Raw genomic sequence first — 17752 nt, 5'->3', positions numbered from 1 at the left:
GTAGTTTCTACGCTTCATCACAAGGACACCACCATGACTTACCAGATGCAACTGTTAACCTGTGAACCGTCCAAACTCACCGGACTGTCTGAAAAACTTATCATCAGTCACTACGAAAACAATTACGGTGGCGCAGTCAAACGACTGAACGCCATCCGCACACAACTCGCGCCGTTGGATTTTTCGGCGACAGCCGGATTCTCCATTAACGGCATAAAACGAGAAGAACTGGTCGCCACCAATTCGATGCTGCTGCACGAACTCTATTTCGACAGTCTGGGCGGCGACGGGAAATTACCGCCTCCGATGGCGCTCGCGCTGGCTGCAAGCTTCGGCAGTGTCGAGCGTTGGCGCGACGAATTCGTTGCGATGGGTAAAGCCTTGGGTGGCGGCTCGGGTTGGGTGATATTGAGTTATTTGCCACGCGATGGCAGGCTGGTCAATCAATGGGCTTCCGATCATACGCAATGCGTCGCACTGGGAACGCCAATTCTGGCGCTCGATATGTATGAACATGCCTATCACATTGATTACGGTTCCAATGCTTCGGCTTATGTTGATTGCTTCATGCAGAACATAGCTTGGTCGGTGGTGAGTTTGCGTTATGCACAGGCGGTGCATGCGGCCAGCGAAGCATTGCTTGTCCTTGGCTAATATTGCGATTCATCGACAAAGAGGCTGAGTTTTTGTACGTGCCGGCCAAGGACGTGCTGGAGATCGCACGTAAAACCGGCGCCATACCTTATGACGTCGTAGGCGCGGAACTGACCCACGACGGCGAATTGTGTAGCTTTGATGCCGTCATTGCGAAATATCAGATCAAAGATCCTGCGCTTGATCAGTTGGCGACGATTGTGCGGGGCGCCGACACGTCACGCCTGGAATTGGCACCACAGGCTGCGGGTCTTTATGCCATTTCCCTCGGGTTATCGGCTTTATTCACGGACGACCACGAAATGCTGAAGCATGGGATGCTCATCTACGAAGCCCTCTACACATGGTGCCGGACTTGCCAGAAAGAAGAGCATAACTGGCCACCTCAAACCTAGGGAGGCTAGTCTAGGATGGAATATTGCAACATGGCGTAGGCAATGGCCGCCAGAACGGCCAGCGTGAAGGCCAGGATCAATATTCTTACCCACATGGTGGTATCCCTATGGCAAAGCAATCCAGCCATGATAACCAACGTAAAGACCAACCAGGACGATGAGGCCGCTCGAAAAGTAAGGTGCTTTACGAGCGAACTCACCGAAACCTGACCAGCGCTTTGAGGCATGGCGCACACTAATGGCCGCAATGACGCCTGAGAAAACCATCGTTAACGCCAAGCCGATGCTGAAACATAGCACCAGGGTTGCACCCAACGCCACCTTCTTGAGCTGCAAGCAGAGCAGTAGCACCGTAATCGCTGCCGGACACGGAATCAAACCTCCGGTTATACCAAACATGACGATCTGACTATTGGTGACTTCACGATTCTGAAAGCGCTGCTTGATGTCGTTGGCGTGTGCCAGTTCGTGTGGGTCCTGATACTCTGGACTGCTGATATCCAGCCCGTTTGTCGCAGGGGCGTGGTGGCCATGATGATGTGCATCCTCTTCATACACAAGGTCATAGTGATGCCCATGCCCGCCGTGGGCGAGGGACAAGCGCGCAGTGAATGCATGCGGTTCGGGGATTGCGTCGATTGACTCCAGGAAGCCTTCGCGCTGCGCAAAGATGAACTGCTGCACCGTGCCATCGTCGCGCGTCGTTTGCACAAGAACATCGCCAGCTTGCCAGCTTTGTCCTTGATTTCCTTCTTCATAAAGACGGAAGCGCGGTGGTACACCTGTCTCGAATATCTCCACTCGGACAGTGCCATGGCCAGTATCCACCCATTTGGTTTCTTCATGACCGTGCGTATGCTGAGCATGATCGTGGGATGTTTGTGCCAGAGACTGGCGCCAAGTGCGCCAGGCCATCCACAATGCAATACCGATGATCAGGACGCTCGACGCAAGCTGAAAATACGGCTCAGTGGTCTCCGCGTTCCATTGACTGCCGAAGTACATACCAACGACTGCGACGAGCCAGACTACCGCCGTGTGGGAGATAGTTGCGGCAAGTCCAAGCATCACCGCCTGCCTGACAGTGCCGCGAATAGCCACAATGAAAGCGGCCATCATGGTCTTGGAGTGCCCTGGTTCGAGGCCGTGCAAAGCTCCAAGCAAAATGGCGCTTGGAATGAAAAGCCAAGCGTTACCAGCCCCTTGTTGCAAGAGGGTAGCGAAATCAGTCATGCCGGCATCCCTTACAAATACTTGGTGATCTCTTTGAATTCGCGGATAGCTTCAGCGGAATCCTTGGAGTTATCGCCGATTGCATGCTCGAGGCAATGTTCGATGTGGTCGTGAACAAGTGCTTTCTTGGCATTGCCAACGGCACTTTCGACCGCTTGCAGTTGCTGGGCGATTTCCAGGCAGCTTCGCTCTGTCTCCAGCATCGTGATGATGCCCTTGAGGTGGCCTTCGGCACGCTTGAGGCGCTTGATGATGTCGGGGTGAGAGGTATGTGTGCTCATGTTTAGTATCCTATGCTGGGGCATAGGATACACGATTTTAAAAAAACGCTCGATCTGATGTCCTTGTCACTGAACACTTGGTGTCCAGCTTGCTGAACTGTGTGACCCAATTCACTGGAATATGCACAATTGTACGAACTCCAAGGCGATGGTGAAAAATTCCTACGGGGAAGTCTTTATTAAGGTTTCCGCCACTGATCCGGTTTTCCTTTTGATGTGTGGCGTACACGTTCTACGTGCGGTGCAACTCCGTCATTTAATTCGCGTGCACGTTCAATGGCTTCCTTCTGCGTCGGCTTGACATCACTGGCGCGTTCCGAATTTGCGCGCCTAACCGCATAGTCGCCCTGAGGTCGCTGTTCAACATAAATTCGCTTATCAGTCATCATAGTTCTCCGAAGAAGGTAAATGCTAGATATAGTTAGAAATGTGTCATTAACTACTATAGGCAGGATTTATTGGAAGGCAAGGAAATAAAAATGGTGTGCTCAAGTAGACTCATGAGCACACCATTTTCATCACTTCTCAGGCAAAGAGAGCAGATTGTCGGTCGTACGCCCGTCGGCGAAAGTTTGCACATATTTGGTATAGCCGTTGTTCTGAACATGCACCCAGGCCCCTTGGAGAGCGGGATTGCGGTCCGGACACCAGACTGACGTGTTGCCATTTTTTTCGATAAAAGCAACCATCTCTGCTCGCGTGTTGACGCCGGTACTAATCACTTTTTGCGAACTATCAACCTGTTCCCACCAAAGATGGCTGATGTGTTCATGCCCCTTACCACCAGCCATACGGCGTGCTACGCATTTAATCGTTGTTGCCATGACAAAGCCCTTTATAGAAGCGCCTCACGCATAAGTTCGGTGTAGGCGTATATTTAGTATCGCGATCTAGAATTCACTTGTCAAGCAAAATAAATGCGTCTACTCTGAACTTTTAAACGTAGAGGTTTCAAAGTGGCAACAAAAGCAACAACCGTCTTGGGTGAAAAAATACGGGCGCAACGCAAGCTCTTAAAACTGACGCTTGATCAGTTGGCGGAGAAAACCGAATCAAGCAAAAGCTATATATGGGAGCTGGAGAATCGCCCGGTAGTGAGGCCGTCAGCCGATAAAATTGCCCGATTGGCAGAGGTCTTTGGAGTGACAGTTGAGTTTCTACTAGACGATGCCAAACAGGAATTCGCAAAATCTGATGCCGACGAGGTTTTTTTTCGTCGTGTCAGCCAACTGGATTCAAATAAACGTGCGCAGTTAGAAAAATTTCTGAAAGCGATTGACGACGATGACTGATCCAACTACCCCAGTCGCATGGGGTATCCGATTGTCTAAACTCTGGTTGCAAGCCGGACAGAGTTTTCCAGTAGACGTTAAAACTCTGGCCCTCGACTTCACAAAGCAAAAGTTTGAGGATCCCATTGGAGTTGTTGTCAACCATGGGATTGACGGCATCGACGGAATGCTTTCTAAGAGAAAAAAGCACAAGGATTGGTGTATCTCGTTCGACGAAAATGTCGCTATCCCAGGGCGAATTAATTTTACGATAGCTCACGAATTTGGGCATTATTTATTACATCGAACGTTACGTGACGACTTTAAATGCAGCCAGGCAGAGATGATGGACTACGACAGTCTGGAGTCTAAAAGGATTGAATCGCAAGCCAACGTCTTCGCCTCTTATTTGTTGATGCCAAGAACTGACTTTGAGCAACAGATCACCGGACAGGAAGTGACGTTTGATTTATTGGGAAATTGTGCTGAGCGTTATAAGACTTCGTTGACAGCGACTGCATTGAAATGGCTCGAATTTACTCATGAGGCCGCGATGCTGGTTGTTGCGGACAGCGACGACTTCATATGCTGGACGTTCTGCAGTCAACTAGCAAAGCGTCTAGGCTGCTATAAAGCTCCTGGTGAGATGATCCCTCCTTCAGTAGTCGAATATCTGCAAACAAATACCGCTGATCGACGGATTCCACGCCGTGTAGCACCAGGGATTTGGCATGCGACTGCTGAGACTATTGAATCAGTAGTCGTTTCCGACCAATACGAGCAAAAAATCTTCCTACTTCGTTTTCCCTACGCCTCAAACGTCGTATATGAGGAAGAGGAAGAGAAAGACGCATTCGCTGTGCTTTCAGAAAAATCCAAGGGATTGAACTGGAAAAAGTGATTTAACAATCACGGAGCCGTATTGCAGCCCTTGTTTGAAGAACATTCGATTCCGAGAGAAACATCTATATATTGAGTCGGCTCTGGTGCTTTCAATGGATCCGAATGCGCCTCCAAAGACAGGATAATGAGTGGCGCTCTTCCCAAGATTATTCACGTCATAAATCCTTCGTCAGCTCCAGCATTTGGTCATTAGATTCAATCCATGCTTCGAGGCGCCCCATCAAATCCGTCCACTGGATGTTGTATTCAATGTGGAAAGTATCCATGCAAAGAACTAAGGAATCAGGGTGACGACGGCCGTATAGTTCCATCCAGCGATTTGAAAAGTCCGTCCTATAGTCAGCGTGGTCGATCTTTGAATAGCCGGCGACCATTCCTTCATAGTTGGGATGAGCGCTCTCGCACAGGCCGGCATAAATTGCCATCAGACCAGGATACCGCTCTTCACATTTGGTCAGAATGGTCATGATATTGATCGACTGCAGTTCCGTAGAACCATCCCGCGAGCCGAGCAGTAGAGCTCCTGTTTTTTGCCCAAAAAGGTGAAAATCCAGCTTGCCGTCCAATACCTGTTGCATTAGCTGATTCAAGTAAATCAGGACAGCAAGCGACTCAAATCCGCTGCGGAGAAGAATTCGTGCCCCCAGACAGTGCCCTTGTCCAAGCAGTTGGTAGGATTGGGCCAACAAATCCTGAAGACGCCATGCAGCGGCCTCTCGAAGCATCCAGATGCGAAAGCAGCTGCGCCACTTATATACGACAGGATTGCGATTCAGTAATCCACTTACCGGAATCGATTGGACAAGTGATTCCTTCCAATCCGCCAAGTTCTGCTGGATGGCATCCATAAGATTCTCCAAGTTGGCTACCCCATTAGTCCTTCAGTTTTTTTAATACATCATCTCGAGCAGCCTGTCTCGCCTGGATATCGCTGATCTTTTGTTTGATACTCTGTACTGCTAGGTCCCGCTCTTTTTGAGAAATTTGCTTAATATTGACGGTCCGGCCATCGCGATCAATATGGATCGTCACTAGTTGATCCTCTTTAAAATAATAGCGGTGCATCTTTGAGTCTCTCACCAGCCAGCCCCCCTCCGACAATTTATATTTTAAATAATCTGTTCCCGCATCATCCTTACGGCATTCAATCGGTTTGTCCCAAGAATCCACCTTCTTTTTCGCTACACACCGCGCGTCGTATTGAGTTTCAGGAAGAAGAAACGAAATGCTTTCATAGGTTAATTTCTCAGGGGCTCTTTGATCTGGTGACAGATCCGTTTTGTAGCTGCCGTCGTCTAGGAAATAGTCCTTATATTCCAGCCGCAATGTTGCCCTCAGCGTTTTCACGCCCATGAACGTAGAGTCGCCTGTCCGAGCGCATTCAAAGCTGTCGTAGCCTGACTTACAGTCCTTAAATCCCATTTCTTTCGCTTGTTCAATACGCCCCGGAAGCTTGTACCCATCGAAATTGAGCATAGAAAACCGACGTACAGCCTCCGGCTTTTGTCCGCACCCGGAAACGCAAAAGAAGATTGCTATGGCTAGTAAGAATGGAGAGATTTTTTTGTTCATTTTTATTGAATTATTAAATGGTCAATCTTCTCGATTTTAAGGTCATATTATTGAATATGATATCCCCGCATAGGATGCATATAGATGAGTACACACATCTCACCCCGACATCATCAAATGCCTCAAACGTGCGGAATCCGCCATCGGCACCATGGCCGGCGCAATAAGCGAGAACGGGTGGCGCATCTGATATTCAATTTTGTGGTGCATTTACACGCCCTTAGGCGGCGCGTTTCGGTTGCAAGTAGATGGCGCGATTGAAGCGCTACTTCGTGGGGTGGTTAGAACGCAATGGCCTGGCGCGGTAGCTGCACATATTCAATGTAGATATCTCAATAATGTTTGAGCGAAAGTTTGTCATCTCGCTCGGTGTGACACGGGAAATGCAGCCAAGATAGTGCCGAACCGTCTTTATAAGGATTCGACACAATGAATAACGCTCTAGGACGCCCGAACACTCCCGCTGAGGTCGCTATCTCCCATATTCCGCAAGTCGGCTACGTCCGCCTTCCGCGAGTCTGTGCTGTTACTGGTCTAGCCCGCTCCACAATCTGGGCTTGGGTTCGCCAGAAACGCTTTCCAGCACCCACCAAACTTTCGGCACGCATGTCCGCATGGCGCGTGGAAGATCTTCATGCATGGCTAGCTGACCCAGTCGCTTGGCAGGCAAAGCAACAGGCGCGTATGGAGGGCTAGAAATGGATAGCAAGAAGCATATTGATTTAGCCGATGAAGCGGCACGGTTGACTTCCATTGTCATCCGCAGCCCACGTCAGGAGCGGGTATTGAAAGCTCTTTGGGAAGGAGCAGTTAGCCGCGAAGCCTTGGATCAAATCGCGGGGTGCAGCAACACTCCTGACCTCATCGCAGCCCTGCGCAAAAAAGGGTTGGAGATACCTTGTGAAATCATCACCATTCACGACCGTGATGGCAAGATTTCTCATCCAGGTCGCTACAGTCTTTCGTTCGAAGATCGCCTAAAAGTATCACCGTTGGTTGATGCGGGCGTCTTGAAAATTGGAGCATAGAGGATGTCTAGACAGGGAAAAGACCGCAAGCATTCCGTCTCTGTTTCTGGTCCTTGGCAACCCGTCCCTCTGAGTTTTTTGCGAAGCCGAGCATGTTCCTCTTTGTCCCCGCACGCGGCGAAATTACTGCTGGATTGCTTAGCAATACTAGGTCCAAATGCAACCAGAAATGGCGATATTTGTTTGGCCCCTAAGATCATGGAGCCACGCGGATGGACCAGCCGCAAGACCCTCGGAGAAGCCGTGAAAGAGTTGGAGGCCGCCAAGTTACTCTCGAAAACTCGGCAGGGTACACGGCTGGACTGTAGTCTTTTCGCCCTGACGCTTTATCCGCTGAACTGCGATTTACGCAAGCTCGATGTACGCCCGGGCAGCTACAGCACCAACGATTGGACAACAATCACCGAAGGATTGGATAGCCCTCCCACCGATGAAAGTCCCGCACGATGGAACCGCGTTCGGAAAATGAAGATTGAAGCCCCGCCAGGAAACAAAACTATTAATAGTCGTTCCATAGCGGAACAAACGTTGGAGAGGTGCTAGGGGAAAACATCAACTTTGTTCCGGCCAGGAACAAACCTGCCACTTTTTTAGCTATCGTTTGTTCCGCCACGGGGCACCTATCTAGATAAGCCATCTCCCGGAACGGCAAGTTGCTTAAGGCATGATCTACGCATAGGTAATACATTTTGATGACATGCGACAAGGCGGATAGCCTTTCGCTGTCATTGCTCTGTGCTTAGACCATATCCTTTCCATCCCTGTCGGCACTCCCACGCAACATAACGCGGGAAGTCGCTGGCTGACAGATCCGCCTCCGATGTCCCGTACCGAATAGAAATAATGGACATGAAGATAAGCAAATCCCGTGACGTCCTCCCGGATTTCCGAATATAGCTTTGCGCAGCCTTATTCATTTCGTCGCGAGGTACACCAACGCGGCGAGCTGAGTCGACCGCTACTGCTATGTCACGGCCCCAGTCCTCGCAGGAAAGGCTTTTTGCCTCGTCACGGTCTGATGGTGGGACTAACATCTGCTGAGAGAGCGATACCATTGGGGAGTCAGTGCCAGTCGCCTGAACTTTCGAGCCTGATGAAGAAGGATCACTCGCGGTGTCAGTCCACCCCAACCGGTACATGCAGTGTTTCAGGATCTCGTCTTGTTGACGCTTTGCTCGAAGCGCCGCACCAATTGCCACACCGTTAGACACGCCATTCTCAAACGCTGCGCCTGGATTGGGGATGGGTGCGACCTGAGCTCGATAAGTTCCTGTTTGAGGACCATTTGAACCTTGCACAGAAAACTGTCCTTGGACTGTGTAGCTCTGACTTTCTTGAGAATAGGTGCGCAGTGCGGGGATTGGTGCAATACCGGCAGCCACCTGTACGCAATATGCCTTATCCACCCCAAGCTGCCGCTCTCTTGCAATTGGATCAGGCAAACGAGAGTTGTACCAAGTAGTACCGCACCCTGACAGCATCAACACCGCGAACATTAGCGTCCCCAATATTCTCATCACCCCTCCTACCTATTCTGATTGAGATTTAAAAGCAGTAGATTTTAACTCTGTAGAGCTATAGATGGGTATAAGCGAACCTATACGGCATGAAAACGCCGTCTACCACTCCGCCTGTTAATGCTCGATACCGGATTTCGATGAATATAAAGCGCTACAGAGCTGAACGGCACATCAGCCAGGAGGCTCTGGCGGAGTTGGCCGATTTTCACCGCACCTATATTTCGCAATTGGAGCGATGCGTCACAAACATTTCAGTTGATGGATTGGAGCGCCTTGCATCAGCCTTAGGAGTGGACGTGCAGAATTTGCTTGAACCACCAGCAATTAACAATGTTGCATCCAGCCTACGAAAGTCGGTAAAAAAGTAAGCAATTGTCAGCAATTTTGAAGCCGCTCGCCCGCGAGAATGTAGACCAGTAGAGTGATGTAGGCGGCAAACGTCGCTTGGGGCAGCCAAGTAAATTTGACGGTATTTTTGACGGTATTCATTCGCCGCTAATTCGATAAACCCAGTATTTAAAAGGCTTCGAGCTCTATATGTGAATGACTCCGTCCCAAGCATTACTAAGCCCCTGTTTTACAGGGGCTTTTTTATTGGCATCTTCGATGCCGGCGTCCTTCCTGGGGCGCGCTCTTTCTCCGAAAGAGCCTGTCCCGCACCTCTCTTCCGGTCAAAGCTCCAGCGCAACACGAAAACAATCATTACTACGCATACCGGCCATAACGGCTGCCTAGGCATGCGTTGCCGCGGGATACTCCGTTGGAATCCGACCGACAAAAGAAAATGGCCGATGGCATCGCCACCGGCCACATTCAATTCGCATTCAATTGACCAGGCACGCGCTCAGAAGCCGATATCGTCCAGCGGCAATGAAGGATGTTCGCCGATGATCTTGAGCCGCCGGCCTTCCAGCAGCATGCGATGGAAATCGCCGGCCGGCACCGGGCGCGAGAAAATATAACCCTGCAGCTCGTTGCAGCCGGCTTCCTTGAGGAAGTTGAACTGCTTTTCGGTTTCCACGCCTTCGGCGATCACCTTGTGGCGCAACTGCTTGGCGATGCCGATGATGGCGCTGGCGATCGCGCAATCGTTGGTGTCTTCCGGGATGCCCATGGTGAACGAGCGGTCGATCTTCAGCGTATGGATAGGGAAGCGCTTGAGGTAGGACAGGCTGGAATAACCGGTGCCGAAATCGTCGAGGGAAATCGTGATGCCCAGGCTGCAAATCTTTTCCATGATGGAAATCACGCGGTCGGTGCTGTGCATCAGCATGCTTTCCGTGATTTCCAGTTCCAGCCATTCGCCGCCGAGCTGGTGCCGGCTCAGCGCCGCGCGGATGCGATCCGGCAGCGAACGGGTGAATTCGCGCGCGGTCACGTTCAGGGCGATGCGCATCGGCACCAGGCCGGCATCCTTCCATGAGCGCGCCTGCTTGCAGACCGCATCCAGCACCCAGTCGCTCAATTGCACGATCAGGCCGGTCTCTTCGGCGATGGGGATGAATTCGCCCGGCAGCAGCAGGCCGCGCTCCGGATGCCGCCAGCGCACCAGCGCTTCGGCGCCGGTGATGCCGCCGGTCAGCATGTCCACCTTCGGCTGGTAGTACAACAGCAGTTCGTTGTATTCGAAGGCATGCAAAAGGCCGGTCTCGATGCGCAGCAGGTCCAGCGTGTTGCGGTTCATCTCCTCGCTGTAGTACGCGTAACCGCCTTCGTTGTTCTCGCCGCCCTGCTTGGCGCGATACATGGCGATGTCGGCCAGGCGCAGCAGGGTTTCGGTATCGCAGGCATCTTCCGGATACATGCTCACGCCGATGCTGGCCCCTACCCGCAACTCATGGCCGTCGATGAAGAACGGCTCGTCGAACAGCGCCAGCAGCTTCTGCGCGACGAAGCCGGGGTGGTAATCCTTGTCGATGTCGAACAGCGCCACCGCGAACTCGTCGGCACCCAGGCGCGCCACCACATCCTGTTCGCGCAGCGCGCGGCGCAGGCGGATCGCCACCTCCACCAACAGCATATCGCCGGCCACATGGCCCAGCGTGTCGTTGATGGGCTTGAAGCGGTTCAGGTCGATGAACATCACGCAGCCGTGCATGCTGTCCTGCCGGGCTTCCTGCAAGGCTTGGTCGACGGTGCGCGTGAGCAGCGTGCGGTTGGGCAGGCCGGTGAGCGAATCGTAATAGGCCAGATGGTGGATCAGCTTCTCTGCGTTCTTGCGTTCGGTAATGTCGTTGAGGTAGCCGATCAGGCCGATCGGATTGCCGTGCTGGTCGCGCATGACCGATAGCGACAGGCTGGCCCAGAAGGTCTCGCCCGACTTCTTGCGGCGGCGCACTTCCATCTCCCGCCCGCCCTGCGCCAGGAACATATCGGCCAGCGAATCCTCTTCATCCTCATTCTCGTAGAGGAACAATACGTTGCGGCCGATGGCTTCCAGCGCGGTATAGCCGAACAGTTGCTCGGCGCCGCGGTTCCAGCTGGTGATGAAACCGGCCGGATCCATGGTGATCACCGACTCGTGCATCTGGTTCAGGATCTGCGCCTGCTGTTCCAGCTTGGCTTCGATCTGGTCGAGCGAACGCGCCCGTCGTTCGGTATCGGCCTGGCGCTGCAACAGGCGGCCGGTAAAGCCCGCCAGCATCGCCAGGCGCTGGCATTCCTGCGTGCTGTAAGTCGCGGCCGGATCGGGAAAGAGGTAATAGCCGAAATGTTCGCTGTCATGCCCGACTGCCTGCTTGAGCATATCCCCTTCCGGCGCCTGGCCTGACAGGTATTTACCGCCGGGACGCTTCAGGAAGCCGGAAGCGATCCCTCCCAGCGCCGCGGACAGCGCCGGCCCATGCAGGTTCTGCAGCGCGTCCAGCAATGCCGAACAACATGCCAGATCGTCGGTGCTAACGGAGGAGATCATCGATTCAGGCCTCTGTGCTGACTCTGGTTGCCCAGCCAAAGGCCTCCAGCAGGCATTCGCAATATATCCTGGCGTCGAGGCCGGCGGCCTCCAGGTCGGCATGCCGCAGGGGAATGCGGCTGTATTCGGAACGTTCCACCACATCGAGCAGCTTGCCCAGCCTCCCGGTGCGGGCGGTCAGCGCATTGACGATATCCGCCGGCAGCTTGAGCGGCTCGATGATGTCTTGCAACGGCATGCCCAGCAGGATGTCGAGCAGCGAAAACATGCCGGTGATGAAGGCGCGGTCGAGCTCCTCGCGGGTGCAATCGACCCGCTGCGCCATCGACTCCATCATCGCCGCGCGCGCTGCCGCGCGCGGCAACAGGGGATTGGCCGACTCGTCGCCCGGGAAGCGCGCATACAGCAGCAGTTGCAGCCAGCGCTGCAACTGGCGCCGCCCCAGCAGGTTGATGGCCTGGGTGAAATTGGTGATGTGCGCCGAAAAGCCGAAAGCGGCCGAGCTGACCAGCTTGAAGAGCTGGTAGGACAACGCGGGATCCTGCTTGAGCAGCGACTCCAGTTCGCCCGCATCGGCATCGCGCGCGACCAGCCCCAGCAGCTTCAAAAGGCGTGCGCGGGAGATCGAATTCTTTTGCGAGAGGCGGCTGTCGGGATGCAGCGCATAGTCGCCGGCAAACCAGCGAAAACCTTCCGTGCGGCAGCGATCGAACTGGATCGCATCGCCGATGTTTTCCGCCAGGTGCGGTCCGCGCAGGCGGTGCAGCCATTGCGCCGCATCCGGCAAGCGGCCTACGCTGGCGTCAAGCGCGAGCGACTCGACAAAAGGAAACATGGCCGCGCCCTGCGCGGGCAAGCCATCGGCGATGATCGAAAAGCCGCGGCTGTAAAGCCAGTCCAAAGCATCGATCTTGCCGGGATCGACGCAATGCTCGACCGGTACGCGCAAGGCAATCTGCCCCTGGGGAATGGGATGGGCGAACTCGGGCGCGAATACCGCAGGATCCCGGACCGGGATGATGCATGCCAGCCCGCCCAGCGCATCATGCAGCTTGAACTCGTTGAATAGACGGGACAGCAGCGCACTGCCATCCTCGTCAATGGGTGAGATGTGCAGAGACAGCGCAGTCCATACGTGATGAACGTCGGCTACAGGCTGTAAAAACACGAGAGGAAAAGAGACGCTTTTATCCTGGACAGCCATATTCTTTTATCGTTGGCGCCCCTCTTCTTATTGTTTGGGGCACTCATCCATGATGAAAAACCCTTAAAAGTTTCCCAACAGAATTCTTAATGAAATTCAAACTTTCTCAAATATACCTGATAAAAATAGCCTTGCAAGCAAGCTTTAATCCGACAGGAAAATTTCTTGCAAATCATTAAGAAAACGCCGGCCCAGTTCCGTTGGGCGAATCAAGGCGTGATCGCGATACAACATCCCTTTTTGTTCGGCCAGGTCCAGCTGCGGCTGGATCTGGTTCAGGCCCATGCCGGTGCGTTCGGCAAACAGGTTCGGCGCAAACCCTTCGGTCAGGCGCAGCGCATTGAGCATGAATTCGAATCCCAGGGCGTTGCGCCCGATCTCGGCTTCTTCCTGGATCGGCGCGCCGGCGCGGATCTGTTCCAGATAGGTCTGGGGATGCTTGTAGCGCGCCTGGCGCACGATGCGGTGCGGGAAGGACAATTTCGAATGGGCGCCGGCGCCGATGCCCAGGTAATCGCCGAATTGCCAGTAATTGAGATTGTGCCTGGCGCGCCGCTTGGGCTGGGCATAGGCCGATACCTCGTAGTTGGCATAACCGGCCGCCGAGGTCAGTTGCGCGATCATGTCTTGCATGTCGGCGCTGGCGTCGTCGTCCGGCACCGCCGGCGGGAACTTGGCGAACAGCGTATTCGGCTCCAGCGTCAGGTGGTACAGCGACAGGTGCGGCGGCGCGAAGGCGAGCGCGGTCTCGACATCGGCGCGGGCTTCGGCCAGCGTCTGCGACGGCAAGGCGTACATCAGGTCGAGGTTGAAGTTATCGAAGTTGGCGTGCGCAATCTCCACCGCCTTCAAGGCCTGCGCGCCGTCGTGGATACGGCCCAGCGCCGCCAGATGGCCGGCATTGAAACTCTGGATGCCGATCGACAGGCGATTGATGCCGCTGGCGCGGTAGGCGCGGAATTTCTCGGCTTCGAAGGTGCCGGGATTGGCTTCCATCGTGATCTCGATGTCGCTGTCGAACGGCAACAAGGTGCGCACATCCGACAGCAGACGATCCAGTCCGGCCGCCGACAACAGGCTGGGCGTGCCGCCGCCGATGAAGATGGTGGCGATCTTGCGGCCCCAGATCAGCGGCAGCGCCATTTCGAGATCGGTGCGCAAGGCGTCCAGGTATTCCTGCTCCGGGAAACTGCCCTTCACTTCATGCGAATTGAAGTCGCAATACGGGCATTTGCGCACGCACCACGGAAAGTGCACATACAGCGACAGCGGCGGCAAAGCCGTCAGCTGCAGGCTGCCCGGCTTCAGGAACGCCAGCGCGGCCTGGGCCGGGCCGCCCTGCGCCGGCCCGGCGGGTAGCTTGGCGGCAACCGGTTTGATCGGGATCATTTCAGCTTCTCTACCAATGCACGCAATGCCTGCCCCCGGTGGGAGACGGCGTTCTTCTCGGCCGCGCTCAATTGCGCGGCGGTCTTGCCCAATTGCGGCAACAGGAAATACGGGTCGTAACCGAAACCGCCCTCGCCGCGCGCGTCGGCCACGATTTCGCCCTTCCATACGCCATCGGCGATCACTGGCTGGGGATCGTCGGCGTGGCGCACATAGACCAGCACGCAATAATAATAAGCCGACTTGTCGGCATGCGCGGCCAGATCCTTGACCAGCTTGGCGTTATTGGCGGCGTCCGATTTCGGCTCGCCCGCATAGCGCGCCGAATACACGCCGGGGGCGCCGCCCAGGGCGTTGACGCATACGCCGGAATCGTCGGCCAGCGCCGGCAGGCCGGTCAGGCGGGCCGCGTGGCGGGCCTTGGCGAGCGCATTCTCGACAAAGGTGCCGAACGGCTCTTCCGCTTCCGGCACGTCGAATTCGCCCTGCGCGCGCACGTCGAAACCGATGTCGCCCAGCAGGCTGGCGAACTCCTTGAGCTTGCCGGCGTTGTTCGACGCCATCACGATCTTTTGCTTGGTATTCATACTTTGATTGGGTGGTATTGGCATGGCATTGCGCCGGTGCAATGAAAAACGCCATGTCGTCGGTGCAACATGGCGTTAACAGGTTCTTATGCGATGTGCGCATTGTAAAACGATTCACGCGCCATCGCAGGATAGCCGGCAATCAGAGGCCCAGCGCCTGCTTTTGCAAGGTATTGAGCGTGGCGATGCCCTGCTGGGCCAGGTCCAGCAGGCTGTTCAGGGTAGCGCGGTCGAATGCCGCGCCTTCGGCCGTGCCCTGCACTTCGACGAAATGGCCGGCATCGGTCATCACCACATTCATGTCGGTGTCGCAGTCGGAATCTTCCAGGTAGTCCAGATCCAGTACCGGCACGCCCTGGTAGACGCCCACCGAGATGGCGGCCACGAAATGCTTGAGCGGGATCGATTCCACCAGCCCGCGCGACTTGAGCACCGAAAACGCATCGTAAGCCGCCACCATGGCGCCGGTGATGGCGGCGGTGCGGGTGCCGCCGTCGGCCTGCAGCACGTCGCAATCCAGGTGCAGCGTGCGTTCGCCGAAGGCTTCCAGGTCGAACGCGGCGCGCAATGCGCGGCCGATCAGGCGCTGGATCTCCTGCGTGCGGCCGGACTGCTTGCCCTTGGCGGCTTCACGGTCCATGCGCGTATGCGTCGAGCGCGGCAGCATGCCGTACTCGGCGGTCAGCCAGCCCTGGCCTTTCCCCTTGAGGAAACCTGGCACCTTTTCTTCGATGCTGGCGGTGCACAGCACGCGGGTGTCGCCGAACTCGACCAGCACCGAACCTTCGGCATGCTTGGTGTAATGGCGCGTCAAGCGCACCTCGCGCAGTTGCGAAACGGCGCGGGCGCTGGGGCGATGGGATGATGTCATGCTCGGTCCTTGTCTTGTCTACCGGAGGGATGGCGGCAATCGTAAAACCGCCAATGTCGATGTTTTGATAGCGCTGGGCTGCCAATCTTCTTTAAAATGCGGGATCCGATGAGGCGATGCCGCCCGGTCCGCCGGCGCGGCAACAGCAACCGCCGCAACCGCATTTTGCAAAACCGGCATTGTAAAGGATGGCGGGCCGCCTGCGCGGCATCGCCGCTCATCACCATCACCCGCCAACGCACGGCCGCCGCCGACTGCGGCAAGGGCAAACACACCGGAGCCAGAATTTGACCATCTACAGCATGACCGGCTATGCCGTCACCACCCGTGAAACCGCTGCCGGCACGGTCACCGTCGAAATCAAGAGCGTCAACTCGCGCTTCCTCGACCTGCAGTTCCGCATCAATGACGACCTGCGCGCGGTCGAACCGATGCTGCGCGAAGCCATCATGAGCCGCCTGGTGCGCGGCAAGGTGGAATGCCGGCTGAGCTTCGGCCGCAAGGTGGCGACCGGCAACACCCAGGCGCTCAATGCCGGCGTGGTAGGCAGCTTGTCTATCCTGCAAGACCAGTTGCGCGCCCAGTTCCCTGACGCCGCGCCGCTGTCGATCAACGAGCTGCTGCGCTGGCCGGGCGTCATGGAAGAAGCCGAAATCAGCCAGGAAACCCTGCAGGCCGACATCCTGGCCGCCATGCAGCAGACGCTGGCGGCTTTCATCGACACCCGCGCGCGCGAAGGCGCGGCGCTGCAGGCGGTGATCCTGGCCCGCGTCGACGCGATGGAAGCCATCGTGGCCCGCATCACGCCGCTGGTACCGCAACTGATCGAGCAATTCCAGCAAAAGGCGACCGAGCGCATGAGCGAGGCGCTGGGCCTGGCATTGCAGTCCAACGGCGCATCGGCGCCGCTGCTCACGCGCGAAGAATCGCTGGAGCGCATCCGCCAGGAAGTCACCCTGTATGGCATCCGCATCGACATCGCCGAAGAACTGGCGCGCCTGTCGGCCCACCTGGCCGAGACGCGCCATATCCTGAAAAAAGGCGGCCAGGTCGGCAAGCGCCTGGATTTCATGATGCAGGAGCTCAATCGCGAAGCCAATACCGTCGGTTCGAAGGCGGCCATGAAGGAACTGGCCGACGCCTCGATGGAATTGAAGCTGCTGATCGACCAGATGCGCGAGCAAGTGCAGAATCTGGAGTAAGTGCAATGGCAGCAAAACGCCTTGGCGCCTCTTGATGCCTCTAATCCATTGGATTAGAATACATCATGCACGAAGTTCCACACAGCATCGCCGAACTGCCCACCTACATCCGCCTGGCCGACAAGCTCCTGAGTGCGCAAGAACGTCAGGATTTAATCAGCTACCTGGCCCAACATCCCAAGGCCGGCGACCTCATGGAAAGCACCGGCGGCGTGCGCAAGCTACGCTGGCGTCGTGGCGCGCAAGGCAAGAGCGCGGCACGCGAGTCATCTACTATTACCACGACGACCTCATGCCTCTATACCTGCTGACGCTCTTTGCCAAGGGCGACAAAGCCAACTTGAGCAAGGCCGAGCGCAACGAACTGGCTGGCCTGGTGAACGTGCTGGTGGATATCTGGAAAGGAAGGGCAACATCATGAGCAGCGCATTCGACAGCATCAGGCAAGGACTGCAAGAAGCCATCGTTCACGCCAAGGGCGACGAGCAGAACGTACGCGTACATCGCCCCCGCGCAATCGACGTGAAGGCCGTGCGCGCCAAGGTGGGCATGACCCAGGAACAATTCGCCGCCCGCTTCGGCTTTTCCACCGCGACCCTGCGACACTGGGAGCGCGGCGACCGTACCCCGCACGGCCCTGCGCTGGTGTTGCTCAACGTGATAGAGCGCAACCCGCAAGCCGTTATCGAAGCATTGGCCTGAATCGCCGGATACCCGGTAACAGAGTA

At 55.6% G+C, this 17752-nt stretch carries 23 protein-coding genes; 11 read left to right on the top strand and 12 right to left on the bottom strand.

Features of this window, described 5'->3' with window-relative positions; all coding sequences use genetic code 11:
* The first annotated feature begins 33 nt into the window (after positions 1-33).
* Together FB598_RS14495 and FB598_RS14490 are read left to right on the top strand one after the other, a co-directional pair.
* On the top strand, positions 34-654 hold the full coding sequence (locus FB598_RS14495) for a superoxide dismutase (RefSeq protein WP_141915458.1): 621 nt from the start codon (positions 34-36) through the stop codon (positions 652-654).
* Positions 655-656: 2 nt separating this feature from the next.
* On the top strand, positions 657-1049 hold the full coding sequence (locus FB598_RS14490; RefSeq protein ID WP_255464030.1) for a chromate resistance protein ChrB domain-containing protein: 393 nt from the start codon (positions 657-659) through the stop codon (positions 1047-1049).
* A 105-nt stretch (positions 1050-1154) separates the two neighbouring features.
* Here the strand turns inward: FB598_RS14490 and FB598_RS14485 are convergent, their stop codons facing one another.
* The 4 genes from FB598_RS14485 to FB598_RS14470 form a co-directional block, all read right to left on the bottom strand.
* Entirely contained in the window at positions 1155-2282 is a 1128-nt protein-coding gene (locus FB598_RS14485; RefSeq protein ID WP_141915460.1) for a nickel/cobalt efflux protein RcnA, read from the bottom strand.
* A gap of 11 nt (positions 2283-2293) precedes the next feature.
* Positions 2294-2563, bottom strand: a complete 270-nt coding sequence (locus tag FB598_RS14480; protein WP_141915463.1) for a metal-sensing transcriptional repressor — start codon at positions 2561-2563, stop codon at positions 2294-2296.
* A gap of 179 nt (positions 2564-2742) precedes the next feature.
* Positions 2743-2949 (bottom strand): DUF2188 domain-containing protein, encoded by a 207-nt coding sequence (locus FB598_RS14475; protein WP_141916048.1) that lies wholly within the window; start codon positions 2947-2949, stop codon positions 2743-2745.
* Positions 2950-3081: 132 nt separating this feature from the next.
* A complete protein-coding gene (locus FB598_RS14470) occupies positions 3082-3387 on the bottom strand; it encodes a DUF3892 domain-containing protein (RefSeq protein WP_141915465.1) in 306 nt (101 codons plus the stop codon).
* A 132-nt stretch (positions 3388-3519) separates the two neighbouring features.
* On the opposite strand from FB598_RS14470, the gene FB598_RS14465 reads away from it, so the two are divergent.
* Positions 3520-3855 carry a helix-turn-helix domain-containing protein gene (locus FB598_RS14465; protein ID WP_141915467.1) on the top strand — a complete coding sequence of 112 codons (336 nt, stop codon included), beginning with the start codon at positions 3520-3522 and terminating at the stop codon, positions 3853-3855.
* The gene (locus FB598_RS14460) at positions 3848-4735 is read left to right on the top strand and encodes an ImmA/IrrE family metallo-endopeptidase (RefSeq protein WP_141915469.1); all 888 of its coding nucleotides are present in this window, start codon (positions 3848-3850) and stop codon (positions 4733-4735) included. The genes FB598_RS14465 and FB598_RS14460 overlap by 8 nt, the downstream gene beginning before the upstream one ends.
* Before the next feature lie 157 nt (positions 4736-4892).
* On the opposite strand, the gene FB598_RS14455 is transcribed toward FB598_RS14460, so the two are convergent.
* Complete coding sequence (locus FB598_RS14455; RefSeq protein ID WP_141915471.1) at positions 4893-5585, bottom strand: hypothetical protein; 693 nt, start codon at positions 5583-5585, stop codon at positions 4893-4895.
* A gap of 25 nt (positions 5586-5610) precedes the next feature.
* Positions 5611-6309: a hypothetical protein gene (locus FB598_RS14450; RefSeq protein ID WP_141915473.1), complete on the bottom strand. Its 699-nt coding sequence runs from the start codon at positions 6307-6309 to the stop codon at positions 5611-5613.
* Between the two features lie 429 nt (positions 6310-6738).
* On the opposite strand from FB598_RS14450, the gene FB598_RS20990 reads away from it, so the two are divergent.
* On the top strand, positions 6739-7005 hold the full coding sequence (locus FB598_RS20990) for an AlpA family transcriptional regulator (protein ID WP_141915475.1): 267 nt from the start codon (positions 6739-6741) through the stop codon (positions 7003-7005).
* Between the two features lie 2 nt (positions 7006-7007).
* The gene (locus tag FB598_RS14440; RefSeq protein ID WP_141915478.1) at positions 7008-7337 is read left to right on the top strand and encodes a hypothetical protein; all 330 of its coding nucleotides are present in this window, start codon (positions 7008-7010) and stop codon (positions 7335-7337) included.
* 725 nt (positions 7338-8062) lie between these two features.
* On the opposite strand, the gene FB598_RS14430 is transcribed toward FB598_RS14440, so the two are convergent.
* Complete coding sequence (locus FB598_RS14430; protein ID WP_141915482.1) at positions 8063-8854, bottom strand: hypothetical protein; 792 nt, start codon at positions 8852-8854, stop codon at positions 8063-8065.
* An 89-nt stretch (positions 8855-8943) separates the two neighbouring features.
* On the opposite strand from FB598_RS14430, the gene FB598_RS14425 reads away from it, so the two are divergent.
* Positions 8944-9225 carry a helix-turn-helix domain-containing protein gene (locus FB598_RS14425; protein ID WP_141915484.1) on the top strand — a complete coding sequence of 94 codons (282 nt, stop codon included), beginning with the start codon at positions 8944-8946 and terminating at the stop codon, positions 9223-9225.
* Between the two features lie 476 nt (positions 9226-9701).
* Here the strand turns inward: FB598_RS14425 and FB598_RS14420 are convergent, their stop codons facing one another.
* From FB598_RS14420 to rph, 5 genes are all read right to left on the bottom strand, one after another.
* Positions 9702-11771 (bottom strand): bifunctional diguanylate cyclase/phosphodiesterase, encoded by a 2070-nt coding sequence (locus FB598_RS14420; RefSeq protein WP_141915486.1) that lies wholly within the window; start codon positions 11769-11771, stop codon positions 9702-9704.
* A gap of 4 nt (positions 11772-11775) precedes the next feature.
* Positions 11776-12975: an EAL and HDOD domain-containing protein gene (locus FB598_RS14415; RefSeq protein ID WP_141915489.1), complete on the bottom strand. Its 1200-nt coding sequence runs from the start codon at positions 12973-12975 to the stop codon at positions 11776-11778.
* 144 nt (positions 12976-13119) lie between these two features.
* Positions 13120-14364, bottom strand: coding sequence for a radical SAM family heme chaperone HemW (gene hemW / locus FB598_RS14410; protein WP_141915491.1), 1245 nt, complete (start codon positions 14362-14364; stop codon positions 13120-13122).
* The gene (rdgB, locus tag FB598_RS14405) at positions 14361-14951 is read right to left on the bottom strand and encodes an RdgB/HAM1 family non-canonical purine NTP pyrophosphatase (RefSeq protein WP_141915494.1); all 591 of its coding nucleotides are present in this window, start codon (positions 14949-14951) and stop codon (positions 14361-14363) included. The genes hemW and rdgB overlap by 4 nt, the downstream gene beginning before the upstream one ends.
* Positions 14952-15093: 142 nt before the next feature.
* Positions 15094-15822: a ribonuclease PH gene (gene rph, locus FB598_RS14400; RefSeq protein WP_141915496.1), complete on the bottom strand. Its 729-nt coding sequence runs from the start codon at positions 15820-15822 to the stop codon at positions 15094-15096.
* Between the two features lie 287 nt (positions 15823-16109).
* Between rph and FB598_RS14395 the strand changes: the two genes are divergently transcribed.
* The 4 genes from FB598_RS14395 (at position 16110) to FB598_RS14380 (ending at position 17726) form a co-directional block, all read left to right on the top strand.
* Complete coding sequence (locus FB598_RS14395; protein ID WP_141915499.1) at positions 16110-17024, top strand: YicC/YloC family endoribonuclease; 915 nt, start codon at positions 16110-16112, stop codon at positions 17022-17024.
* Between the two features lie 65 nt (positions 17025-17089).
* Entirely contained in the window at positions 17090-17335 is a 246-nt protein-coding gene (locus tag FB598_RS14390) for a hypothetical protein (RefSeq protein WP_183405857.1), read from the top strand.
* Positions 17317-17445 carry a hypothetical protein gene (locus FB598_RS20925; protein WP_141915501.1) on the top strand — a complete coding sequence of 43 codons (129 nt, stop codon included), beginning with the start codon at positions 17317-17319 and terminating at the stop codon, positions 17443-17445. The genes FB598_RS14390 and FB598_RS20925 overlap by 19 nt, the downstream gene beginning before the upstream one ends.
* The gene (locus tag FB598_RS14380; RefSeq protein WP_141915503.1) at positions 17442-17726 is read left to right on the top strand and encodes a DNA-binding transcriptional regulator; all 285 of its coding nucleotides are present in this window, start codon (positions 17442-17444) and stop codon (positions 17724-17726) included. Before FB598_RS20925 ends, FB598_RS14380 begins: the two co-directional genes overlap by 4 nt.
* The last annotated feature ends 26 nt before the right edge of the window (positions 17727-17752 follow it).

The sequence above is a fragment of the Herbaspirillum sp. SJZ106 genome, from assembly GCF_006715495.1.
Lineage (GTDB): Bacteria > Pseudomonadota > Gammaproteobacteria > Burkholderiales > Burkholderiaceae_D > Herbaspirillum.
This window is presented reverse-complemented; position numbering and strand designations above follow the sequence as displayed.